This window comes from Klebsiella sp. R445 (genome assembly GCF_051131755.1).
In the GTDB taxonomy this organism is placed as follows: domain Bacteria; phylum Pseudomonadota; class Gammaproteobacteria; order Enterobacterales; family Enterobacteriaceae; genus Klebsiella; species Klebsiella lignicola.
In genome coordinates, this window is sequence record NZ_CP180446.1 from 3,953,996 (window position 1) to 3,978,388 (window position 24,393).

A 24,393-nucleotide genomic window follows, 5' to 3' on the forward strand; every position below is an offset into this window, starting at 1 on the left:
CGAAGGCCGCAGCCTTCGGTAGGCGTTCGGCTATGACTGGCGTTTGTCTTCGGTCAGGGTATCGAAGTCGCTGGCATCATGGCGTTCATGCAGCTGCTCGTTAAGCGGGCCGTTGGTACGGTTAACGATGCGCCCACGCTTCACCGCCGGACGATTAGCGATATCCTGCGCCCAGCGCAGAACGTTTTTATAGCTGCCGGCATCGAGGAATTCCGCGGCGTTATAGGCACCACCGAGCACCACATTGCCATACCACGGCCAGATGGCCATATCGGCGATGGTGTACTCTTCCCCGGATACATAGCGGGTACGGGCCAGCTGTTTATCCAGCACGTCGAGTTGACGTTTGGCTTCCATCGTGAAGCGGTCGATCGCGTACTCGATTTTCACCGGCGCATAATGATAGAAGTGCCCAAAGCCGCCACCGAGGAACGGGGCTGAGCCCTGTAGCCAGAACAGCCAGTTCAGGGTTTCGGTTCGCCCGGCGGGATCTTTTGGCAGGAAGAAACCAAACTTCTCGGCGAGATAGAGCAGGATGCTGCCGGATTCAAACACGCGAGTTGGCGGGGTGGTGGAGTGGTCGCTCAGCGCCGGGATTTTTGAGTTAGGGTTCACCTCAACAAAACCGCTGGAGAACTGATCCCCTTCGCCGATGCGGATCAGCCATGCATCATATTCCGCACCGCTCACGCCCAGCGCCAGTAGCTCTTCCAGCAAAATCGTCACTTTCTGGCCGTTTGGCGTGCCCAGCGAGTACAGCTGTAGCGGATGTGTGCCTACCGGCAGCGTTTTTTCGTGAGTGGCACCGGAGACGGGGCGGTTGATGTTGGCGAATGCTCCGCCGTTGCCTTGCTTCCATTCCCACACTTTCGCGGGTTGGTAATTATTCTCTGACATGATGACCTGCCTTTTTAGTGAGAGATTGAGGGAGTGTAGCAGGAGTTAGATGTCGGGTTTAACCGTCTGAGGCTTAGAGACTGTCGCATCAGGCTCTTATTGCGGGGGAGATCCCCCGGCAAGCGCCGCTCACCGGGGAACAGGGCAGAGGATCAGGCCATAATCCGCGCGGCCCACACGCTAATATCGTCCCCGCTGCCGAGGTCCGGCTGCACCAGACCGTTAACCATGAAGGTCGGCGAAACGTGGATGCCGTTCTGCCGGGCATATTTGCTGTGCCATTTAATTTCCGTCTGCAGCTCAGGATGGGCAAAGGCGGTGGACAGCAGCACCTGGCTGTAGCGCTCGATGCGCTGGATAATCTGCTGCGGCGTGGTGTCCATATTCGGCCCGCTACAGTGGTCGGTAAACTCAAACTCTTCGCGATGGTCGGCGACCGCTCTTAGCACTCTGAGCGCCTGCTCTCTGCCGTGCGGCAGCGTCGATGCGGCAAGAATGCAACGCACGATCACCCCCGAGAACAGATGCCAGGGCTGGGACTGCAGACGAATTTTGATCGTCACATTATCGGCGCCGACTTCGTCCAGCAGGTCGTCCAGTTTCCTGAACGCCTTGACGGAATAGGGGCAGGTTGGCTCCAGGAAAACCTCAAATGTCCGTGGACCGTGGCCCCAGACCAGCGGCTGAGCCTGCAGATGCGGTTGTGTGCTCATACTCAACTCCTGATGTTGTTTTGTTATTCGTTGTTTTTTCCCTGAAAAACCCGGATTGTTATCAACGGCGTGCAACCTGAAGTATGACGGGGAGAGGTTATCAATAACGATATCACTTTTACCCGAGGGCGCAGGGTTATTTTCCCGCAGGGCACGAATGGTGAATCCAATGAGTGGTATCATCATCCCACCTCTGTCTGGTAAGTGCCTGCGGCAGGATAAGAAGAGGGAGTTTTGTTCCGCCAACTGCCCAGGCTGCATTAATTTGAGGTCAGGCTAATGAGCAAAGGATCGACAAGCAGTGATGCCCCTTTTGGTACATTGTTAGGCTACGCGCCGGGCGGCGTAGCAATCTATTCATCGAATTACAGCAGCTTAAATCCGCGAGACTATCCGGATGACGCGACGTTCCGCAGTTATATCGGTAGCGAGTATATGGGGCACAAATGGCAGTGCGTCGAATTCGCGCGTCGCTTTTTGTTCCTCACCTACGGCTTTGTCTTTACCGATGTCGGCATGGCCTATGAAATCTTCTCCCTGCGCTTCCTGCGCGAAGTGGTGAATGACAATATTCTGCCGCTCCAGGCCTTTGCCAACGGCTCTCAGCGCCCGCCGATGGTTGGATCGCTGCTGATCTGGCAAAAAGGTGGTGAGTTTAAACATACCGGCCACGTCGCGGTGATCACACAGCTGGTGGGCAATAAGGTCAGAATCGCCGAGCAAAACGTCATCCATACGCCGCTGCCGCAGGGCCAGCAATGGACCCGCGAGCTGACGCTGGAAGTGAAAAATGGCCTCTACACCATCAAAGACACTTTTGCCGATACCGAAATATTAGGCTGGATGATTCAGACCGCCGATACCGAGCACAGCCTGCCGCAGCCGGTGCTGCCGGGTGAGGCGATGGCTATCCGCGGCGCAAGACTGCCGAACAAAGGCCAGTTCCGCGGCCACTGGCTGAACGAAAAAGACTCGCTGCAGAAAGCCTACGTCGCCGCCAACGGCCACGTCATTAATAAAGATCCCTACCAGTATTTCACCATCACCGAAAGCGCCGAGCAGGAGCTGATCAAAGCGACCAACGAGCTGCATTTGATGTACCTGCACGCCACCGACAAAGTGATGAAAGATGACAACCTGCTGGCGTTGTTTGATATCCCCAAAATCCTCTGGCCGCGTTTGCGCCTCTCATGGCAGCGTCGTCGTCATCATATGATTACCGGCCGCATGGATTTCTGTATGGATGAGCGCGGGTTGAAGGTCTATGAGTACAACGCCGACTCCGCCTCCTGCCATACCGAAGGCGGGCTGATCCTCGAACAGTGGCTGAAGCAGGGTTACTACGGCACCGGCCATAATCCGGCGGAAAATCTGCTTGATGAGCTGGCGGGGGCGTGGAAGCACAGCCGTGCTCGTCCGTTCGTGCACATCATGCAGGACAAGGATCTGGAAGAGAACTATCACGCCCAGTTTATCCAGCGTTCGCTGACTCAGGCGGGTTTTGAAAGCAAGATCCTGTTCGGCCTCGATGAACTGCACTGGGATGCCGCCGGGCAACTGATCGATGGCGACGGACGGCTGGTGAACTGCGTCTGGAAAACCTGGGCCTGGGAAACCGCCATCGAACAGGTGCGCGAAGTGAGCGCCGATGAGTATGCCGCCGTGCCGATCCGCACCGGACATCCGCAAAATGAGGTGCGGCTGATCGACGTCCTGCTGCGTCCTGAAGTGCTGGTGTTTGAGCCGCTGTGGACGGTGATCCCCGGCAACAAGGCGATTCTGCCGGTGCTGTGGTCGCTGTTCCCGAATCATCGCTACCTGCTGGACACCGACTTTGTGGTCAACGACGAACTGGCGAAAACCGGCTATGCGGTGAAACCGATCTCCGGCCGCTGCGGCAATAACATCGACCTGATTGGCCCGAAAGACGAAGTGCTGGATAAAACCAGCGGGCAGTTTGTCGATCGTAAAAATATTTACCAGCAGCTATGGTGCCTGCCGAAGGTGGATGGTAAATACATTCAGGTATGTACGTTTACCGTGGGTGGCAACTACGGCGGGACCTGCCTGCGTGGCGATGATTCTCTGGTGGTCAAAAAAGAGAGTGATATCGAGCCGTTAATTGTGCTGAGCGACAACGATAACCGTTAACCTCAACCCGGACTGAACGATACGTACTGAAGCCCCGGCCAGCATCGCACGGCCGGGGAATATGCAGTAAGAAACAGATAACACATCACAACAACAAGACAGAAAAGGAAAATAGCATGCACGATAGGCGACTCGCCGTCCGCGCGGGTGAACTCAAGCCCTCCGCCGTTCGCGAACTTCTCAAGCACAGTAAGCTCCCCGGCGTAATCTCGCTGGGCGGCGGCATTCCGGCTCCGGAACTTTTTGATACCGAAGGTCTGAATCTGGCGGTGCAGCAGGTGATGAGCGGGCGCTTCAACGATGCATTCCAGTATGGGCTGACCGAAGGCTACCCGCCGCTGCGTCAGGCCGTGAGCGAACTGTGCCAGGCGCGCGGTGTTGCCTGCCAGGCCAGCCACGTCTATATCACCTCCGGTTCGCAGCAATCGCTGGATATCGTGGCCCGCACGCTGCTCGATCCGTGCGATGCGATCGTGGTGGAGCGCCCGACCTATCTGGCGGCGTTGCAGGTATTCCAGCTGGCGCAGGCCAATATTCTCAGCGTGGATACCGACGATAACGGGATGCTGGTTGAGCAACTGGCGGACCTGCTGGCCACCACGCAGGTGAAAGCGGTCTATCTGGTGCCTACCTTCGGGAACCCAGGGGGGAAAACTCTGAGCGACGATCGCCGCCGCCGTCTGGTTGAGCTGGCGAAGCAGCACGATTTTGTCATCATCGAAGATGACCCCTACGGTGAAATCAGCTTTACCGATGAAGTCCGCCGTCCGCTGTATCAGCACGCGGTGGAACTGGGCTGTGAAGATCAGGTGGTCTACACCTCGACGTTCTCCAAAATCCTCGCGCCGGGGATGCGTATCGGCTGGATCGTCATGCCGGACTGGCTGGCGCACCAGACGGTGATCGTCAAGCAGGCGGCGGATCTGCATACCAATATGCTGTCGCAGGTGATCACCGCGGAATACCTGGCAATGAACCGGCTGGATAGCCAGATCGCGTTGATCCGTGAAGATTATCGTAAGAAGTGTGTGGCGCTGGCGGATGCGTTGGAATCGCGTCTCGGAGAGCACATCGAGTTCAGCCGACCGCAAGGCGGTATGTTCCTGTGGGCCCGTTTCCGTTATCCGTTTGATACCATGGCATGGCTGCAGAAAACGCTGGAAAACGGCGTGGTATACGTCCCGGGTGAAGCGTTCTATCACGACAATCCGGACACCCGCACGCTGCGTCTGTCTTATTCTACGGTGTCGGAAGAAGGGCTGATGACCGCCGTCGAACGTCTGGCGAAGTCGCTGTAGGTCTGAATCATTAACTCCGCGCCGCCGGGCGGCGCAGAGTTTTAATACGGTTTAATCGCTTTCGGCAATACGATCATCAAGCCAAATCAGCATTAATGAAGAGAGAAAGGCCACGGCAAGCGTGCCAATAAAGAGCCACATAAAAGAATCCCTCAGAGGTGTTTTATTATTTTTCTGTTACCGGTGAGTGGTGGTTGGTGTTGCGCATGGTCACTTTGGTCGTATTCTGGGACGTCGCGAGGGTAAAGAAATCATCAGCATCAATATCAAAATTCAGAACAATTTCCCGGTAATTCCCGCAGTGAATTAATTCCTTTGCTTCTTGGATACTACTGGCTGTTATTGTCGGCATCGTCTTATCTCGTATGAAAACTGGTTAGCAAAGTAAGAGCTTGTGCATATCAGATCAACTCTTTTTTGATAGCGGTGAGAAATAGACTATTTCCTTATTATTACAAAGGTAAATAGCCGGCGAGAGAAATGAACGGGGCAAAACGTCATTTAACGCCCTGCCCCGGTACGTTAAAAAGCGTAAGCCACGCTGAGGTTTCCGCTGTAGCCGTGGCTGTCTCCGCCGCTGGCGACTTCCGCCTGGCCGCCAAGATTCAGGCTCAGCGCTCCGCGGGTGAGGCCAATATTGGCCCCGGCATTGACGATATCACGGCTATCATAGGCAGAGTGCTGCCACACCTCATAACGATAAACCTGGCCACCGGTGCTGACCGACGGGCCGCTGAAGAAGTGCTCGTAGCCGATATTTACCGCCGGCGAGAGCGTCCAACTGCCAAGGCTGTGCGGGTTAAAGGCGAGATTCACCCCGGCCAGCCCGCTGCTGCTGTTTTCACTCACGCTATCGACGTCCAGCGCCAGCTCGCTGCCGCTTTCGTGGAAGGCATCCATGCGCAGATGGGTGAGCCGGGTGCCGATGGAGGATTCCACGCTGAGCGCCTCAAACGCGCTGACGTAACCCAGGCGCAGCGTACCGCCCACCACCTGACCGTGGGTATCGCCGGAGGCGGTGCCTAACCCGCCATTCAGCCGACGGGTGCTGCTGTAATCGACCCAGCCAGCGTTAAGGTCAGCGGCGGCAAAGGGACCATGGGCGAGATCCTCGAAGGCGTAACGCGTACCGATCCCTATCAGCGTGGTGTTGGCGTCGGCTTCCGCGTTGGCGCTGCTCAGCGAGCCCCAGCTATAGCCTACGGTGCCGTAAGCGCTGAGCTGCGCGTTCACCCGTTGGGTATAACCCAGCAACGTCCCGGTAGAGTGTTCATTGCTGCTGGCGGCACGGGCAGAACCGTCGGTCCCCAGATAGCCGTTCAGCGCGGTCAGCCAGAGCTTACCTTCGCCGTCCCGCAGCTGGCGGCTGTCGGTATTCGGTGCCAGCGCCTTGTCCAGGCGCGAACCGCTGCGCAGCAGATAGCTGGCGGTATCGGCATAAATCTGCCCGCCAACCTGCGATTCCACGCCCCCGAGCGTCCCGGCATCGATCGCCGATTGCAGGTAGTTGTTGTAAGCAGTGTAGCGGCCTGACAGCTCGCTATTTTGTAGCGCATTCAGCAGCGCTGCGCCCTGGGCGGCGTTGCCGCGCAGGTCGCTCTGGCCCGGCAGCTGCGCGTAGTGGACCATTTTGCCGCGCAGCACGTAGAGAGTCTCCTGTGACAGCCCCAGCCCTTCCTTGAGGTAATTATCTACCGTGCCGTATTGCAGGGTGATCTGATCGAGGCCGGCCTGCAGATAGCTGGCATCGACACCGAGCAGTGGCTCGTAGATCGCCGCCATCGCCGGTGGCATCGCCGCCAGGGTCGCCTCAATCCGCTGGCGGGTATAGTCATTGGTCGCGAGGTAGTTTTCCATGATGGTGGCGCTATCGACGCCGGCAATGCTCAGCAGCATGGCCGCGGTCCAGCCGGTCCGGTCTTTGCCGGCGGTGCAGTGAAACAGGGCGGCGCCATCGGCGCTGGCTAAATCGTTAAACAGGGTCGTGAACTGCGCGCGCATTCCCACATCGCTGACGAACGAGACGTTAGTCTGCTGCATCATGGCTTTCGCGGCGGCAGCGCTGGTGACGGACACGCTGGTGATGTTGCTGCCGGAGGTGCCACTCCCGATGATGTCGATATTGGTATAGGTGGCGCCGTCCGGCAGCACGTCCGGGGCGCTGGCGATTTCGCTGGGGGTACGTAAGTCATAAACATCACTGATCCCCAGTGAACTGAGCGTCGCCTGGTCCGCTGCAGAGAGCGTCAGCGCGTTGGCGCGATAAAACACCCCGGTGCGCATGGTGCCATCGTGGCTGGTGGTATAAATCGAGGTGGTCCCCGCGATATCGCGAAAATTATCAATGCTGGAGAGTATTGGGGTATTAATCGGCGTAGCGTAGAGCGCACCTGAAAGGGTGCTGGCGACCAGAGACAAAGAAAAAGGAATATAGCGATTCACAATGAGCCTCAGTTATATATGGGGTGAAACTGACTTTTTGTTGAGGCCTGAAAATATAGGTGTGAATTGTTGCAGAATTATTTCTGTTTGGGATTTTATGATTCGCAACAACCCGTTATGTGAAATATCTGGGGTCTTAAAAAACAAAATAGTGAGCTATTTTTTAATTTCTCGCTATTTTTAACGGGAGTCCTGACGGTGGAAAAGCAGAATGTTGTTTTATCCAATCGTTAGCCAGCTAATCCTTCGTTGTTGCAGTAATTGCGGGGGAATAGTGGGGGAGTGATGGAGGCTGTCGTGGCCTCCACCGTAGGATCACAGCTGATATTGCCAGCCGAGCAGGATGCGCTTGTCCGCTTCATCCAGATAGGTATTGTTATCCTGAACATAGGTCATCACTTTGACCGAGTTATGTTCCGTCAGGTTATAGCCAAGGCCGATACCCGCAAAGTAGCCTTTGTAGTTGTCGCCGGCATCGTTCTTCGAACCGTAGGATCCCGCCAGAAAACCCAGCAGGCGCAGATTTTCACTAAGTGGCTTCAGCACGAATGCCCCCAGGTAACCGCTACTGCCGGTCACATTGGTGGATTCAAAACCGTTCGCCGGCGATGGCATGCCGTCAAAACCCGGCTGAGAACAGGCTTTGTGTTTATCGGTATTACACGCCATATGGTCGCCATCGTTATAGGTATACCCCGCCATCGGGAAGATCTGGAAGCCGGCCGGCTCGATACCAAAGAAACTCAGAGGGATAAAGGTGCCGACAGAATAGTTGGTTTGCGATGAATCATCGGGAAACTCATTTTTACCAAAGTTGAAATTCAAAATCCCAATCGGAAATAACCATGAACCACCGACGCGCCACTCTGAAGCATCGCTATTGACCCGGACGTTCAGTTTCTTGGCCTGATCGAAGGCCAGAGAGCCTGAGAATGAGACGTTGCTGTCGTTCATCTCATAGTTATCTGACCAGGAGACCCCGACTTTGGTGGTGACTTTGGTCGGATCGTCTGCTGATTTTTCAGCGTTCGTTTTAACTTCTCCCGCTTTGGCGAAAGGAACACCGGAAAACAGCCCGATGCACAGGGTAATAATGGGGAGGTATTTCATTTGCATTACTAATATCCAGAGTGAAGATCAACACGTCTTAATTAAATTACAACCAACAACTGTACAGGTCGTCGGGTATTTAAAAGCATCTATTTATATTTAATTTTGAATTTTCCGTCGGTATTAAATATATTAATTTTTCTTAACCGATGGCCGAGAAAATAAAAACACCAGCGGTAACAGTAGAAAACACAAGAACATCATCAGGCGGAAATCCTGATAGTAAGCCAGCACCGTTGCCTGACGCGTCACTTCGCCGTTGATGGCCAGCAGCCCCGGCAGATGATGAATGTTGTACGCGCCGGACTGCATATCATGCTGCAACGCCTTATTGAACGGATTAATAAAGCCGGAGAAGGTCATGTGGTTACGTTGGACCTGCTGCGCCAGGTAGGTGGTCACGACCGAAATCCCGATACTGCTGCCGATATTGCGGATCAGCGAATAGAGCGAGGTCCCTTCGGTACGATACTGCGCGGGCAGCGTCGAGAAGGTCAGCGTGGAAAGCGGCACGAAGGTTAACCCCATCCCAATCCCCTGGACCACGCCAGAGCTGATAATATCCCATGGACTCATCCACATGGCGTAACGCGTCATCATCCACAGGGAAAACGCCATGATCACGATACCGACGCTAATCACGTAACGCATGTCGACCTTGCCCGCGATACGCCCGACCAGCATCATGCTTAGCATGGTGCCAAACCCGCGCGGGGTCATCAGCAACCCGACGTCAATTACCGGATAGCCCATCATGCCTTGCAGCAGCGGCGGCATCAGCGCCATCGTTGCCAGCAGGATCGTCCCCACCACAAAGCTGAACAGCAGGCCGACGACAAAGTTTTTATCGTGGAAAATCCCCGGGTCGATAAACGGCTTTTTGATGGTGAAGATATGCACCACGAACAGATAGAGCGCCAGCGCGGCCAGTACCGCCTCGATAATAATTTCACCGCTGGAAAACCACTCTTTCGACTCGCCGCGGTCGAGAAACAGCTGCAGGCTGCCGATGGCGACGCTGAGGAAAAAGAATCCCAGCAGGTCAAACTTCCGCGTATGGTCGACGGGGGTTTCGCTGACGAAGGTGGTAATGCCCAGCCAGGCCAGAACACCAAAAGGAATGTTGATATAAAACACCCAGCGCCAGCTGTAATACTCGGTTAACCAGCCGCCCAGCGCCGGGCCAAGGATCGGACCGACCATCACTCCCATGCCCCACATGGCCATGGCGGAACCATGCTTCTCCGGTGGCCAGCTGTCCAGCATCACCGATTGTGACAGCGGCACCAGGCTGGCGCCAAATATCCCCTGTAGCAGGCGGAACAGCACGATCTGATTGAGCGTCTGCGCAGCACCGCACAGCATCGAGGCGGCCGTAAAGCCAATCACCGCAATGACAAACAGCCGCTTACGTCCGATACGCGCGGAGATAAACCCGGTCAACGGCATGGCGATGGCCGCCGCGACGATATACGAGGTTAGTACCCACGAAGTCTGGTCCTGGGTGGCCCCCATGGCGCCCTGCATATGGGGCAGGGCAACGTTGGCTATGGTGGTGTCCAGCGCCTGCATGATCGTCGCCAGCATCACCGAAAAGGTGATCAGCAGGCGACGGTCAACGGCGCTGTTTTTCGGCGGCAAAGCCGCAATCACATTAGACACGGTTCCCCCTTACGACGCGCTGTTGACGTCAGATTGGGTATCGATTTTGATCGCCGCGCTCAGGCCAGCACGAAGCTGCGGCTGTTGGGCGTCGGTTTGCAGACGAATACGTACCGGGACACGCTGGGTGACTTTGACCCAGTTGCCGGTGGCGTTTTCGGCCGGGATCACCGAGTATTCCGCGCCGGTCGCCGGGCTAATGCTGCTCACTTTGCCGTGCCAGGTCACCCCTGGGGCGTAATCGACGTTAATTTCTGCCTGCTGGTTATTGCGGATATGCGCCAGATCTTTTTCCGTGAAATTCGCTTCGATATATAAGTTCTTATCGGAGACTAATAACATGGTGGTGGTTCCGTTCTGCACATATTCGCCTTTCTGCAGCACTTTGGTAATGGTGCCGGAGGCCGGGGCATATTCCTGCACGTGCGACAGATTATTTTTGGCAGTATTTAACTCGGCCAGCGCCTTTTTATAACGCGGGTGTTGTTCAACCGGCATTGAAATATCGCCGCCAAAACTATCGGCCACTTCCTGCAGCTGTTTTTTAAGCATGTTGACTTCCAGCGCCATCAGCAGCGTTTTTTGATGGGCGCCATCGAGATCCGAGGCGGAAACATAGCCAGGCCCGTTCAGACGATGCAGACGGTCTTCCTCACGCTGGGCATACTGGTGCTGACTTTGCGACACCGCGATATTCGCCAGCTTGCTTTGGTATTGCGATTTGATGGTGTTCAAATCGATAACGGTAGTATTCAGATCGGACTCTGCCTGGGCGACAGCCAGCTGATAGGGCTTCGGATCGACGCTAAACAGCAGGTCGCCTTTATTAACGTGCTGGTTCTCTTTCACCGCGACATTTTCAACCCGGCCAGCTACTTCCGCGCTAATGCCGGTTTTATCCGCTTTGACGTACGCATTATCGGTTTCGACGTAACGACCGTTGGCTAAATAATACCAGCCACCCGCGGCCAGCCCCAGAGCAGGCACAACCAGTAACAGCATTACACGCAGCTTTTTAATATTCATATTGTCGATCTCTTTATTAAACAGGCTCTAAATATCCCGATAGTGAGCGACCCAGGATGCCCGGTATGTGAATGTTGATGGCACGCGATGACATGCGATGTGAACCATCTGTGCCTTGCAGGGATAATTGATGAATGGCGAACGGCTACCGCAAGGTGTCGTTGATAACGGATAATATAATTAGCACGCTTATTATAAACTAAGCACCTCGTGCTATTAGCTGTTTAAAAATAAACGTCGGGCGCGGGGGAAATGACCCTGGAAATAGTGATGAGCCCGCGGTGAAGCGGGCTCGGGGAAAAGCAGGGGGTTATAGCAGGCCGATCTCTCGGGCGGTGCGGTCGACGGCTTTTTTAGTCTTCTCAACCAGCTCATCCAGCTCGCTGTGGCTGGCGATAAGCGCCGGGGCCATGATCATGCGTCCCAGGGTCGAGCGAATAATCACGCCTTCCTCAAAGCCGATGGTCCGGCAGCGCCAGGCCAGATCGTTTTCATTGGCAAAGCGTTTGCGGGTCTGCTTATCTTCGGCGAACTGCAGGGCTGCGACGAGGCCTGCTCCCTGGATTTCACCGATCAGCGGGTGGTTGCCAAATACTTCGCGCAACGTCTTTTGTAAATAGGGGCCGCTGTCGTTACGCACCGTCGTCACCCACTGCTCATCCCGCAGCGCTTTGAGGTTGGCGATGGCGACGGCGGCAGCCACCGGATGGCCGGAGTAGGTCAGGCCGTGGGCGAACACACCACCTTTCTCGACCAGCACGTCGGCCATGCGCTTGCTCAACACCAGGCCGCCCATTGGCACGTAACCGGAGGTGAGTCCTTTGGCAATGGAGAGGGTATCCGGTTCGAAGCCAAAGTATTGATGGGCGAACCACTCGCCGGTTCGGCCAAAGCCGCCGATGACTTCGTCGGCACACAGCAGCACGTCATGTTTCCGGCAAATGCGTTGAATCTCAGGCCAGTAGCTCTCCGGCGGGAACACCATTCCCCCGGCGCCCTGGAACGGCTCGGCGATAAAGCCGGCGACGTTTTCTGCCCCCAGCTCCAGAATTTTCTCTTCCAGCTGGCGGGCGCAGCGCAGCCCGAACTCCTGCGGCGTCAGGTCGCCGCCGTGCATATACCAGTAGGGTTCATCGATGTGGGCGACGTCGGGGATCATCCCGCCCATGGTGTGCATCGCTTTCATGCCGCCGAGGGCGGTCGCGGCAAGGGTTGAACCGTGATAGCCATTCCAGCGGCCAATCATCACCTTTTTCTGCGGCTTATCGAGGATCTGCCAGTAGCGACGCACGGTGCGGATCAGCACTTCATTCGATTCGGAACCGGAGTTGGTGTAGATGGCATGGCTGTAGTGGCCGGGCAGCAGGCTGAACAGCAGTTCGGACAGCTCGATGACCGTGGGGTGCGTGGTGTGAAAGAACATATTGTAATAGGGCAGTTTGGCGAACTGTGCCGCCGCGGCATCCGCCAGATCCTGGCGGCTGTAGCCCAGCTGGGTGCACCACAGCCCGGACATACCATCGAGGTATTTGTTACCGTCGTTGTCCCACAGGTGCAGGCGCTCACCGCGCACCATCACGCGCGCCCCTTCGGCATTCAGCGCTTTCTGGTCAAGGAAGGCATGGATATGATGTGCGGCATCCGCGCTTTGATACTCGGTGGTAGAGCGCGTCGGGCGAACGGAATCGATCATTTTTTTCTCCTTTAAGCGGAATCAGCGCGCGGCAATGGCCGCTGCCTGCTAGCGAAACTGGAACCAGGTGGTTTTAAGCTGGGTGAATTTGTCGAAGGCGTGCAGCGACAGATCCCGACCAAAGCCAGACTGTTTATTGCCGCCGAATGGCACCGTGACATCCAGCGCATCGACGGTATTGACCGACACCGTTCCGGCGTTAAGATGCCCGGCCACGCGGTGCGCACGATGCAGGTCATCCGTCCAGACTGAGGCGGCGAGGGCGTAAATATGGTTGTTGGCCAGATGGACCGCCTGCTGCTCATCATCAAAAGGCAGGACCGCCAGCACCGGGCCGAAAATTTCTTCTTTCCACAGCGCCATCTCTTCGCTGACCGTTTCCAGCAAGGTGGGCTGCACGTAGTTGGCAATCCCGTCAATCTCAACCTGATGGCCGCCGGTGAGCACGTGAGCACCCGCCTGTTCGGCACAGCGGATAGCGTCGATCACCTTCTGTGCATGGGCGGCGCTGACCATGGCACCCATTTTGGCCTGAGGATCGAGCGGGTGAGACGGTGCCCAGGCCTGCATTTTTACCTGCAGTTGGGCGATGAACTCGGCGTAGATCGAGCGTTCAACCAGCAGGCGCGAGTTGGCGGAGCAGACCTCGCCCTGGTTAAAACAGATGCCAAACGCGGCTTTTTCGGCGGCCAGATCGAGATCCTGGCAGTCGGCAAAGATGATATTGGCGCTTTTACCACCGCACTCCAGCCACACCTGCTTCAGATTGGATTGCGCGGAATAGGCCATAAAGGCCTTACCGACGGAGGTCGAACCGGTAAAGGTGATCACGTCGATGTCGTGATGCAGCCCAAGCGCGGTACCGGCTTCGGTACCGAGGCCGGTGACCACGTTCAGCACGCCGGGCGGCAGGCCCGCTTCGAGGGCCAGTTCGCCCAGGCGCAGCGCCGAGAACGGTGAGTTTTCGGACGGTTTCAGAATCACGCTGTTGCCGGCGGCCAGCGCAGGCCCCAGTTTCCAACAGGCCAGATCGAGCGGAAAGTTCCACGGGACGATGGCCGCCACGACGCCTACCGGCTCGCGGGTGAGGGTGGCCAGCGAACCTTTGCGGGTGGGAGCAACCTCGTCGTACATTTTGTCGATGCTCTCGGCGTACCAGGCAATGACGTGCGCGGCGCCGGGAATATCGATATTCAGCGCATCGTTGACCGGTTTGCCCATGCTGGCACTCTCCAGCAGCGCCAGCTCTTCACGGTGTTCGAGGATCAGCGCGGAGAGCCTGAGCAGCACGGTTTTACGTTCCTGTGGCGACAGCCCGGACCAGACGCCGGCGTTGAAGCTGTCGCGGGCCGATTTCACCGCAAGGTCGATATCTTCCGCCTGCAGCGCGGTGACCTCCGCGAGTACGGTATTGGTCGCCGGGTTGATCGCCGGGCACACCGCGCGGCTGTGGGCGAAGCAGGGTTGGCCATCGACGATCGCGTGGCTGATAAAGCGTTGCTCCCGCAATTTATGCTGCCAAAAGTTTCTGTCAGACATGCGACTCTCCCTTAATGTGTTGCTTGTTTGTTATTTATTTGTTGCTGTTAATTCATGATGCAGGAGGGGAGGACGACGAGAAAGGACTAAAAATCTAGGTAACCTCCATAAAAAACTGTGTTAGTCCCGCTGGCGGGAAAATAACCGCGGATTCACGGGGTGACGGTGACGGGGATGAGTCTCACACTAATTGCTGGGGTATGTAATTAATTTATTGTATTTAAAGTGATTATTTTATTTTTCTTCACGGATTTGATTATTACCACAGGCGTGTTTTGACAATATTTAATATTGTCTTTTATGTATTTAGATTATAAAAAAATATCGAAGACCTTAATTTCGGGCTGGTTGGGTACCGCTTGATGGTCGTCGGTGTGCCATTGTGTGGTGGCTGTCTGTTAATTTTTTGTAAAAATCAGACCCGTGTCGGATTGTTGATCTTTTTCCGCTGGCGGGGTTGCGGGGGCAGGGGAGCATCGTTTAATGCTAACGAGCTTATCTCTCTGAGAATAAAAAATAAGGTACTCCCCGATGCCCCACTTCACCCTGAAACAGCTGAAATACTTCGTGGCCGTTGTCGAAGCCGAGAGTATTGCCGAAGCCTCCCGACAGCTGCACATCGCGCAACCGTCCGTCTCCATCGCGGTAAAAACGCTGGAGGATATGTTTGAGCAGCAGTTTTTTATTCGCCACCATGCCCAGGGCGTGTCGATGACCCCCAGCGGGCAGCGTTTTTATGAGAAGGCCAAAGAGCTGCTGCGTCTGGCACATCAGTTTGAGCAAAATTCGAAAGCGGATAACGAACTGGTCTCCGGCATTATTTCGCTTGGCTGTTTTGAAACCGCGGCGCCGCTCTATTTGCCCGCGCTGATTGCCGGGTTTAAAAAAATCTATCCGGATATCACCATTAAAATTTACGACGGTGAACAGCATGAAATCGCCCACGGTCTGCATCGCGGTCGCTTCGACCTGGCGTTTCTGTATGACCTGGAGCTGGATACCTCCATCCAGACGGAGAGCCTCAACGCACCGCAGAAACCTTATGCCCTGCTGCCAGTGAACCATCCGCTGGCGCAGCGGGCGACGGTGAAGCTCGCCGATCTGCATGCCCTGCCGATGGTGCTGCTGGATGTGGTGCCGAGCCGCAACTATTTTATCAGTATCTTCAAAGACAAAGGCTACAATCCGCAGGTTGCCTATAGTTCGCCGTCGATTGAAATGGTGCGCTGTATGGTCGGCCAGGGGCTGGGCTTTTCGGTGCTGGTGACCCGCCCGGTGTCGGACGTGACCTATGATGGCCAGCGGGTGCGCTGCGTCGAGATTCAGGATGAGATGGCCAACTCCACGCTGGTCATGGCGCATCTGCGCAGCAGCGAGCCAACCAAACCGACGCAGCTGTTTATGGAATATTGCCGTCACGCGGTACTCAGCCCGCCGGACGTCGAGGCAAAGGTAGCCTGACCCCTAAAAGACAGCCGTCTGATTATTTTAAACAGACGGCTTAAATATAAAAAAGTGAGGCTCTTAATATATTTTTTATTGGCTGAACGTTGGCGCATTATTTTTATTTTACGACTTTTATTGAGCGGTTTCAGGCTCGCTATCCTCTGGTTTTTTTATATTTATCCAGTCTATTCAAGGTGCTGCGCTCTGCATCACTATTTTATTCTCAGGTTCTAAATTTATAATAATTTACCTGTTTGTTACGGTTTATTAACCTCGGTCCTGCGCAGTGGTTTATTCCTGGCGATTGAACACCATTCGAAGGACACATGTTATGACCGTAGAAAAAACAAATATTGATACGCTGATTGTGGGCGGGGGCCAGGCCGGTATTGCCATGAGCGAGCATCTGACGAAGCTTGGCATTTCACATCTGGTGATCGAGAAAAACCGCATTGCGGAAGCCTGGCGTACCGGGCGTTGGGACTCGCTGGTGGCTAATGGTCCGGCGTGGCATGACCGCTTTCCCGGCATGGAGTTTAAGGGGGGAGATCCCGACAGCTTCATTCCCAAGGAGGGCGTTGCGGAATACTTTGAAGATTACGTCAGGGAATTCGCGCTGCCGGTGCGTACCGGGGTGGAGGTCAAGAGCGCGGTGCGCAACAGCGGGCGTCCGGGATTTACCATCGAAACCACCGATGGCGTGATTGAAGCGCAGCGCATTGTGGCGGCGACCGGGCCCTTTCAGAAACCGGTGATCCCGGCAATTGCGCCGAAAGAGAGCGAGATCCATCAGATCCACTCTGCCCGCTACTACAACCCCGAACAGCTGCCTGCTGGTGGGGTGCTGGTCGTCGGGGCAGGTTCCTCGGGGGTACAAATTGCCGACGAACTGCAACGTGCGGGCCGCCAGGTCTATCTGTCCGTTGGCGCCCACGACCGTCCACCACGTGCTTACCGCGATCGTGATTTCTGCTGGTGGCTGGGGGTGTTGGGCATGTGGGACGCGCCTGCCAGCGCGCCGGGGAAAGAGCATGTCACCATCGCGGTAAGCGGCGCCCACGGCGGCCATACCGTCGATTTCCGCCAGCTGGCGCAGCGCGGCATCACCCTGGTGGGGCTGACCAAAGCCTTTGAATCCGGTACTGCCACCTTCCAGTCGGATCTGTGTGACAACATCCGTCGCGGAGATGAAAACTATCTGGCGCTGCTGGATGCTGCGGATCGCTACGTTGAGGCAAACGGCCTCGATCTGCCGCCGGAGCCACAGGCGCGCGAGTTTTTACCCGACCCGTCGTGCATGACGACACCGATTCTGTCATTGAATCTCGCCGATGCCGGGATCACCACCATTATCTGGGCGACGGGCTATGCGGTGGATTACAGCTGGCTGAACGTCAACGCTTTCAATGAGCAGCGTCGGCCGCAGCATCAGCGCGGTGTCTCCAGCGAACCGGGGGTCTATTTCCTCGGATTGCCGTGGTTGTCACGCCGTGGCTCAACCTTTATCTGGGGCGTCTGGCATGACGCAAAACACATTGCGGACCATATCGCCACCCAACGCAAATACAGCCAGTACCAGTCCGCCGGTCAGCGCTGAACCTTCGCTCATTGAACAGGATAAACAAGATGCCAACCCATACCCGTATTCGCATGTTTAACACCAAAGAGACCTACCCGAATCAGAGCCTGGATAACGATTTATGCCAGGCGGTTCGCGCCGGCAATACCGTCTATGTCCGTGGTCAGGTGGGGACCGATTTTTCCGGGAACCTGGTAGGGCTGGGCGACCCGCAAGCCCAGGCCGAGCAGGCGATGAAAAACGTTAAACAGCTGCTGGAAGAGGCCGGCAGCGAGCTGTCGCATATCGTGAAAACCACCACCTATATTATTGACCCGCGCTACCGCGAGCCGGTGTATCAGGAAGTGGGCAAGTGGCTGAAGGGCGTCTTCCCGATCTCCACCGGGCTGGTGATCTCCGCGCTGGCGCAGCCGCAGTGGCTGATGGAGATCGATGTGATTGCCGTGATCCCTGATGACTACGTGAAATAAGGAGCCATCATGACCTTTTCTATTGCTGCTTATTGCCCGGAGAGCGGGCAGTTTGGTATCGCCATCAGCTCCTCCAGCATTGCCGTTGGTGCGCGTTGCCCGTGGCTCCAGGCCGGCGTGGGGGCGGTGTCCAGTCAGAATATTACTTTACCGGCGCTGGGGCAGATCGCCCTGGCTCAGCTGGAGCAGGGCGTTGAGCCTGAAAAGGCCCTGCGCCGCGCGCTGGCGGAGGATGATTTCAGCCGCTATCGGCAAATTATCGCCATCGATGCCAACGGCAAAACCGCTTCGTTCAGCGGGGATAAAACCCTCGGGATTTACCACGTTACCGAAGGGCAGAGCTGTATCGCCGGCGGCAATATGCTGGCCAGCCCGTCGGTTGTTGAGGCGATGGTAAGCGGGTTCGAGCGCAGCGAAGGCGAAATGGCGATGCGGCTGATTGCCGCCCTAAAGGCCGGACTGGCCTGCGGCGGCGAGGCCGGCCCGGTGCATTCTGCGGCGGTGAAAGTGGTGGATGACTACTCGTGGCCACTGGTCGACCTGCGGGTGGACTGGAGCGATGACGATCCCATTGGGGAGCTTTCCACGCTCTGGCAGGCGTATGAACCGCAGATGCAGGCCTATATCACGCGTGCGCTCGACCCGCGGGAGGCCCCCAGTTACGGAGTGCCGGGCGATGAATAATCAGGCGACAACGATACTGGCAACGCTACTGGCTTTTGATACCACCAGTCGCGAATCGAATCTGGCAATGATCGACTACATAAACCGCTTTCTGAGCGGTTTTGGCATTGAATCCCGGCTGTTTTTTGACGAGGAGGGCAAAAAGGCGAATCTCTATGCCCGCCTGGGGCCACCGGGGCCGGGCGGGGTGATGCTTTCCGGTCATACCGACGTGGTCCCGGTTGACGGGCAGCACTGGACGGTCCCTCCTTTTGCACTCACCCTCCGCGACGGCCTGTGCTACGGCCGTGGCAGCAGCGATATGAAGGGCTTTATCGCCTGCGTTCTGGCCTCCGTACCCGCGTTTCTCGCCCAGCCATTAACCATGCCGCTGCATCTCGCCTTCTCGTATGATGAGGAGGTGGGCTGCCTGGGCGTCCGGAGCCTGGTCAACCACCTGAAAGCATCAACGGAGAAGCCCGCGCTGTGCATTATCGGCGAGCCCACCGGGATGCGCCCGGTATACGGCCATAAAGGCAAATTAGCGATGCGCTGCCATATTCACGGCAGGGCCTGTCATTCGGCCTATGCCCCGGAAGGGGTGAATGCCATTGAGTATGCGGCGAAGCTGATGACCCGTTTAGGCGTGCTGGGTGAAAAGCTGGCGCTGCGCCAGGATGCGCGTTTCGACCCGCCGTACAGCACGGTGCAGGTAGGGCTAATTAGCGGTGGCGCGGCGCTGAATATCGTACCTGAACGCTGCCAGTTCGATTTTGAAATTCGCCATTTGCCGGATGTCTCTCTCGACGAAACCCTTGCCGGGCTGCAGGCCTATGCCGAAGAAGAGTTGGTGCCGGCGATGCGTGCGGTGGCGGAGGATGCCACGATTCGCTTCCATCCTCTCAGCCAGTATCCAGGCCTGCTGAGCGACCCGCAGTCGGCGTTTGCCGGCTGGCTGGCGCAGTGGGCGGGAAATGCTGACTTTGCTACCGTCGCATTTGGTACCGAAGGTGGGCTGTTTGACGAAGCGGGCGTGGCGACGATGATCTGTGGACCGGGCAGCATGGAGCAGGGGCACAAGCCGGATGAATTTATTGCGCTGGCCGAACTGGAGAAATGCCTGGCGATGTTAGATAACCTGCGTCACTGGATGGCCATCTCCTGACGATAATGATGATGATGACGATAAAGCGCCCATTATAGGGCGCTTTTTTTTCCCATCGTTTTATCGTTTAGCGCGGGATATTTCCGCGTGCCATATTCTGCTGGTCGTGGAAAACAGTGGACAAAAAAAACTCCGGAGGGTATCCGGAGTCAGGAATAAGTACTGAAGGAATGTATTGCTTAAGCTTTCTCTTTAGCAAAAGCCATCTTCTTGACGGTTTTCGCTTTCGAGAGCGTGTAATAGACAGGTGACACCACAAGCAGACCAATAATCCAGGATAAATCAGCCCCGCCAATTGACAGCGCAATCGGGCCAGTGTAAATAGCCGTCGACATAAACGGCACTTCTACCGCAATACCTAATAAATAACAGAAGATGGCGGTCGTATTAAAATAACCGTAGACGCCGCCATCGCGTTTGAAGAACGATTCAACATCATATTCACCGTGGGCGACCAGGTAATAATCCACAAGGTTAATAGCGGTCCACGGCACCAGCACATACAGCAGCACGGTAATAAAGTTGGTATAAATTAATAAGAAGTTTTCCTGACCATAAATTGCCAGCGCGATTTCGAGGAGCATCGTCAGGATCGCGGTAATGATTCTGGCCCGTGCCATCGGCGACCAGCCATCAATAAAGGTCTGGCCCAGGGTCAAGGTACAGAGCACACCGCAGTACAGCATCATCGAGTTGGTGGCGGCAATCCCTAAGGCCAGAACCACAATCACTACCGCACCCATGCCGCCGGTGAGGTCGATAATACCTTGAATAATATCATCATTACCAATGCAGGTTGCGACCAGCACCCCGAGGATCATCGGCAGATAAGAGCCTAAAATACAGCCAAAGTAGCTGGCGTAAAACACGCTCTTGTCGTTGGTGCTGTAGGGCATATAGCGTGAGTAGTCAGAGACATACGGGGCGTAGGCCAGCTGCCACAGGGCGGCAATGGAGACGGCCCCGAGGAAGCCGACGCCGTTAAAGCCGCCGCGAGCGAGAAAATCGACCGGCAGGCCGTGCACAAAGACGATCCATAAAAAGGCCGCCGCCAGCACAATCCCTGAAATCCACGACATTATTCTGGCGTAGGAGTGGATGATTTTATAACCAAAAATGGTTGCGAATAAGCTGAGCGCACCTACCACAATAATACCGATATCTGAGTTCATCGGTTTATAGATGGCATGCATGGATTGCCCGCCTAATACCAGGCTCGAGGCGGTAAAGCCGATATACATTAATACGACTATCGATACCACCAGCACGGAACCATAGGAGCCGAACTGACCTTTGGTTTGCACCATTTGCGGCACGCCCAGTTTAGGCCCCTGAGCAGAATGTAGCGCCATAAACAGGCCACCAACCAGGCTGCCGATAAGTAATGCAATCACTGACCAGAAAAATGAAAGATGGAAAATAGTGACGGACATGGCACCGGTAATAACGGTGAGCAGCATAATATTAGAACCAAACCAAATGGTAAAAAGATCGCTGGGTTTACCGTGTCGCATATTAAGGGGAATCGGTCTTATGGTATTACTTTCAAGATTTTCAACAGGCACAGATTGATGTTTAGTCATGGCGCTCTCTCATCACTGCGAGGCTAAGTCAGCGTTATACCCGTCATACTTCAAGTTGTATGGGCGTTGGCGTTACTTGTTCACCTCAGTCACTTACTTCAGTAAGCTCCCGGGGATTCTCTGCGTTGCCGCCTGCCTACAACTCGAATTATTTAGGGTATAGATGGATATTCCAATGAGGAGTACAGCTAATCTACTCATCATAACATTTCGTTTACTATTGTCACAATCTCGCAGCATTTAAGAAATTATTAAAAATGTCTAACGTCGATATAAAAAAAATGCTTTACCTCTGTCCTGGCGCCTGATTCAACGGCGCGAATAAACCCGAAAAACCATTTTGTAGCGGTTTCTGCTATCTAAAAGGCGATTTAATAATTAACTCGCTGGAAGGTTATTTTCAGGCAGATAAAAATCCGACCCGGTGAAAATTGTCCGGAATGATTGGTTGTCAGCCACGATATAAAAGGCCTGGTTATTTTGTGGGGAATTTGTGGTGGGGATCTGCACCATAATTTTTAAAGATAAGAATTATTATTTTCAAATAAATCAATTAATTAGTCTGTTTCTTGAATAGGGTGAATTGAAGCGGGAAGCGGCAGCGAAAATTAAGAATGCGAATGCGCTCACACTCTGCGCTATTTAGTGAGAGTGTGCAGCGGATCAATATTTAAAACATGTGTTGTTTAACCGGGCTGGTAAAAGCCGCCTGTCAACCGGGAGCATCTGGCAGGGTAGTCGCTCCCGGTGGTGGTGTGAATCAGTAGCCGACGGTGTAGATCCGCCCGGTCTGCACCCCTTCCACGCTACGGCGATAGGCCCTGGCGACGGTTGCGGCGGGAATGCTGTCGAAGCCAGGGAAGAAACTGTCATAGGTCGCGAGCGATTCCGTCAATACGGTGGGGCTTATCAGGTTAATGCGGATCCCGCGCGGTAGTTCGCAGGCGGCGGCGCGGACAAACCCTTCCAGTCCGGCGTTCACCGTGGTGGCGTTGACGCCCTGGGCAATCGGTTCGTGAGCGACAATCCCGCTGACCAGAGTAATCGAGCCGCCATCATTCAGGTAGTGCTGCCCGGTCAGCGCCAGGCGGATTTGCCCCAGCAGCTTATCCTGCAAACCTTGATTGAAATCCTGGTCGGTCATGCTGGCCAGCGGACCAAAGAACAGATTGCCGGTGGCCGAGACGATGGCATCGACCTGGCCGATGTTTTCAAACAGCGCTTCAACGCTTGACTGCGAGGTGATATCAACCTGGAAATCGCCGTGGGTACGACCCACGCGAATCACGTCATGTTGGTGACTCAGTGCTTCGCTGACCGCCTGTCCGATGGTACCGCTGGCTCCGATAACGATGATTTTCATGGCTGGCTCCTTATCTGTGGTGAGCTTCTATTCTTTAATGAAACAGGAATCGGATAAACTGGCTAAAAGTTAGATAATTACTAACCAGAGGTTTGTAATATGGATAAGCTGCGCGGAATGGAGATACTCATCGCCGTGGTGGAATGCGGCAGCTTCACCGATGCGGCATCACGGCTGGAGATGTCGGCGGTGATGGTCGGGAAATATATCGCCAATATCGAGCGCCAGCTCGGTACCCGGTTGCTTGAGCGCAATACCCGCCGTCAGAGCCTGACCGACGCCGGGCGGGTCTATTATGAGGAAGCCAGGCGAGTCGTGGAACAGGTCGCGATTGCCGAACGCTCGGTCGAACGGTTGCGGCTGGCGCCCGCCGGGACGTTGCGTATCAGCGCGCCAACCTCCTTTGGCGCCTGTGTGATCGCGCCGCTCACCGCTAGCTTTTTGCAGCGCTGGCCGGATGTACGCATCGAGCTGGATCTGACCAACCGGAGGGTCGATCTGGTGGATGAAGGCATCGATCTGGCGATCCGTATCGGCGATATTCACAACAGCGATCTGGTGGCGAAATATCTCTGCCCATACCGCATGGTGATCTGCGCCGCTCCCGATTATCTGGCCCGCTACGGTACGCCGCTCACCCCGGCGGATTTGGCCAGTCATCGCTGTCTGTCCCATACGGTATGGACCGAGCGCAACGAGTGGATATTGCCGGGCGAACAGGATGCGGTGCGCTGGAAGCGTGATGCGGTGCTGCGCTGCAATGACGGGCACGGCCTGCGAATGGCGGCCATCGCCGGTGCCGGGTTGCTATTACAGCCGGAAGTCCTGCTAAGCGAGGCGCTTGCCAGCGGCAAACTGGTGCGGGTACTGGACGCCTACACGCCTCAGTCACGACCGGTCCATTTGCTGTGGCGTCAGGATCTGCGCCCGCTGCCGAAGCTGACCCGCTTTGTGCAGCACGTGATGACCGCGTCGGAACGTGATTTATGAACTACGCTTATCCCGTCATTCATTCACGACACAGTTCACGGAGTCTGTTATGGGGTTACTTGATCAGATTGGCGGCATGCTGGGTGGGCAGGCCGGTAAAGCGGAGCAGCTACAGGCCATTATGAGCTGGATCCAGCAGCAGGGCGGTATTCAGGGGGTACTGGAGAAATTGCGCAGCGGCGGGCTGGGAGAGATCGTCGAATCGTGGATCGGCCAGCAGAACAACTTGCCGGTTTCCAGCGATCAGGTGTCGTCGGCGTTAGGATCCTCCGCGCTGCAGGATCTGAGCGATAAGCTGGGGATCGATCCGCAAACAGCATCGTCGGTGATTTCTGAGTATCTGCCTAAAATCGTTGATGGCTTATCACCCAACGGCGAGGAGCCTGCCCAGCAGGACCTGCTGTCAGAAGGCATGAACCTGCTAAAAGGTAAGCTGTTCGGCTAAGGATGGGGCGGGGTGAGCGGTGTGACACAAAGAATTGAATCCGCTGGTTAACATGTTGTTTTTTTATTGTCTTTATTAGTTTTTCTCGTAAGCAGAGACCCACGAAGACCCCCACAATAATCACCTTGGCTTTGTGAGGATTATCACGAAAACTCGTT

Annotated in this window: 21 protein-coding genes; 10 read left to right on the forward strand and 11 right to left on the reverse strand. The window is 55.5% G+C overall.

Annotated elements, in window-relative coordinates:
- Positions 1–30: 30 nt before the first annotated feature.
- Positions 31–897, reverse strand: a complete 867-nt coding sequence (yghU, locus tag ACMYSN_RS18595; protein ID WP_462495739.1) for a thiol:disulfide oxidoreductase — start codon at positions 895–897, stop codon at positions 31–33.
- Positions 898–1,049: 152 nt separating this feature from the next.
- Complete coding sequence (locus tag ACMYSN_RS18600) at positions 1,050–1,610, reverse strand: DsbA family protein (protein WP_462495740.1); 561 nt, start codon at positions 1,608–1,610, stop codon at positions 1,050–1,052.
- 99 nt (positions 1,611–1,709) lie between these two features.
- On the opposite strand from ACMYSN_RS18600, the gene ACMYSN_RS18605 reads away from it, so the two are divergent.
- The 3 genes from ACMYSN_RS18605 to ACMYSN_RS18615 all read left to right on the forward strand — a co-directional run bounded on the left by ACMYSN_RS18605 (position 1,710) and on the right by ACMYSN_RS18615 (position 5,059).
- Positions 1,710–1,814 (forward strand): hypothetical protein, encoded by a 105-nt coding sequence (locus ACMYSN_RS18605; RefSeq protein WP_462498287.1) that lies wholly within the window; start codon positions 1,710–1,712, stop codon positions 1,812–1,814.
- A gap of 75 nt (positions 1,815–1,889) precedes the next feature.
- Entirely contained in the window at positions 1,890–3,761 is a 1,872-nt protein-coding gene (gene gss, locus ACMYSN_RS18610; protein WP_462495741.1) for a bifunctional glutathionylspermidine amidase/synthetase, read from the forward strand.
- A gap of 116 nt (positions 3,762–3,877) precedes the next feature.
- A complete protein-coding gene (locus ACMYSN_RS18615) occupies positions 3,878–5,059 on the forward strand; it encodes an aminotransferase-like domain-containing protein (protein WP_462495742.1) in 1,182 nt (393 codons plus the stop codon).
- A gap of 166 nt (positions 5,060–5,225) precedes the next feature.
- Here the strand turns inward: ACMYSN_RS18615 and ACMYSN_RS18620 are convergent, their stop codons facing one another.
- The 7 genes from ACMYSN_RS18620 to ACMYSN_RS18650 all read right to left on the reverse strand — a co-directional run bounded on the left by ACMYSN_RS18620 (position 5,226) and on the right by ACMYSN_RS18650 (position 14,531).
- Positions 5,226–5,411, reverse strand: a complete 186-nt coding sequence (locus ACMYSN_RS18620) for a hypothetical protein (RefSeq protein WP_462495743.1) — start codon at positions 5,409–5,411, stop codon at positions 5,226–5,228.
- A gap of 170 nt (positions 5,412–5,581) precedes the next feature.
- Entirely contained in the window at positions 5,582–7,501 is a 1,920-nt protein-coding gene (locus ACMYSN_RS18625; RefSeq protein ID WP_462495744.1) for a tyrosine-protein phosphatase, read from the reverse strand.
- Between the two features lie 315 nt (positions 7,502–7,816).
- Positions 7,817–8,617 (reverse strand): hypothetical protein, encoded by an 801-nt coding sequence (locus tag ACMYSN_RS18630; protein ID WP_462495745.1) that lies wholly within the window; start codon positions 8,615–8,617, stop codon positions 7,817–7,819.
- Between the two features lie 126 nt (positions 8,618–8,743).
- On the reverse strand, positions 8,744–10,273 hold the full coding sequence (locus tag ACMYSN_RS18635) for an efflux MFS transporter permease (protein WP_462495746.1): 1,530 nt from the start codon (positions 10,271–10,273) through the stop codon (positions 8,744–8,746).
- A gap of 9 nt (positions 10,274–10,282) precedes the next feature.
- Entirely contained in the window at positions 10,283–11,299 is a 1,017-nt protein-coding gene (locus ACMYSN_RS18640) for an HlyD family secretion protein (protein ID WP_462495747.1), read from the reverse strand.
- Positions 11,300–11,609: 310 nt separating this feature from the next.
- Complete coding sequence (locus tag ACMYSN_RS18645) at positions 11,610–12,992, reverse strand: aspartate aminotransferase family protein (RefSeq protein WP_123756478.1); 1,383 nt, start codon at positions 12,990–12,992, stop codon at positions 11,610–11,612.
- A 48-nt stretch (positions 12,993–13,040) separates the two neighbouring features.
- Positions 13,041–14,531 carry an aldehyde dehydrogenase gene (locus ACMYSN_RS18650; protein WP_462495748.1) on the reverse strand — a complete coding sequence of 497 codons (1,491 nt, stop codon included), beginning with the start codon at positions 14,529–14,531 and terminating at the stop codon, positions 13,041–13,043.
- Between the two features lie 531 nt (positions 14,532–15,062).
- Between ACMYSN_RS18650 and ACMYSN_RS18655 the strand changes: the two genes are divergently transcribed.
- The 5 genes from ACMYSN_RS18655 to argE all read left to right on the forward strand — a co-directional run bounded on the left by ACMYSN_RS18655 (position 15,063) and on the right by argE (position 19,854).
- Positions 15,063–15,992: a LysR substrate-binding domain-containing protein gene (locus ACMYSN_RS18655; protein ID WP_462495749.1), complete on the forward strand. Its 930-nt coding sequence runs from the start codon at positions 15,063–15,065 to the stop codon at positions 15,990–15,992.
- A 316-nt stretch (positions 15,993–16,308) separates the two neighbouring features.
- On the forward strand, positions 16,309–17,574 hold the full coding sequence (locus ACMYSN_RS18660; RefSeq protein ID WP_462495750.1) for a flavin-containing monooxygenase: 1,266 nt from the start codon (positions 16,309–16,311) through the stop codon (positions 17,572–17,574).
- 29 nt (positions 17,575–17,603) lie between these two features.
- Positions 17,604–18,026: a RidA family protein gene (locus ACMYSN_RS18665; RefSeq protein WP_123756482.1), complete on the forward strand. Its 423-nt coding sequence runs from the start codon at positions 17,604–17,606 to the stop codon at positions 18,024–18,026.
- A gap of 9 nt (positions 18,027–18,035) precedes the next feature.
- Positions 18,036–18,710, forward strand: a complete 675-nt coding sequence (locus ACMYSN_RS18670; RefSeq protein WP_462495751.1) for a DUF1028 domain-containing protein — start codon at positions 18,036–18,038, stop codon at positions 18,708–18,710.
- The gene (argE, locus tag ACMYSN_RS18675; RefSeq protein ID WP_462495752.1) at positions 18,703–19,854 is read left to right on the forward strand and encodes an acetylornithine deacetylase; all 1,152 of its coding nucleotides are present in this window, start codon (positions 18,703–18,705) and stop codon (positions 19,852–19,854) included. Before ACMYSN_RS18670 ends, argE begins: the two co-directional genes overlap by 8 nt.
- A gap of 179 nt (positions 19,855–20,033) precedes the next feature.
- Here argE and ACMYSN_RS18680 read toward each other — a convergent pair whose 3' ends face one another.
- Both ACMYSN_RS18680 and ACMYSN_RS18685 read right to left on the reverse strand, forming a co-directional pair.
- On the reverse strand, positions 20,034–21,437 hold the full coding sequence (locus ACMYSN_RS18680; protein ID WP_462495753.1) for a purine-cytosine permease family protein: 1,404 nt from the start codon (positions 21,435–21,437) through the stop codon (positions 20,034–20,036).
- Positions 21,438–22,197: 760 nt separating this feature from the next.
- Positions 22,198–22,800: a short chain dehydrogenase gene (locus ACMYSN_RS18685; RefSeq protein ID WP_123756486.1), complete on the reverse strand. Its 603-nt coding sequence runs from the start codon at positions 22,798–22,800 to the stop codon at positions 22,198–22,200.
- A gap of 99 nt (positions 22,801–22,899) precedes the next feature.
- Here ACMYSN_RS18685 and ACMYSN_RS18690 point away from each other — a divergent pair, with 99 nt between their 5' ends.
- Both ACMYSN_RS18690 and ACMYSN_RS18695 read left to right on the forward strand, forming a co-directional pair.
- Entirely contained in the window at positions 22,900–23,790 is an 891-nt protein-coding gene (locus tag ACMYSN_RS18690; RefSeq protein ID WP_462495754.1) for a LysR substrate-binding domain-containing protein, read from the forward strand.
- 49 nt (positions 23,791–23,839) lie between these two features.
- A complete protein-coding gene (locus tag ACMYSN_RS18695) occupies positions 23,840–24,235 on the forward strand; it encodes a YidB family protein (RefSeq protein WP_434583089.1) in 396 nt (131 codons plus the stop codon).
- The last annotated feature ends 158 nt before the right edge of the window (positions 24,236–24,393 follow it).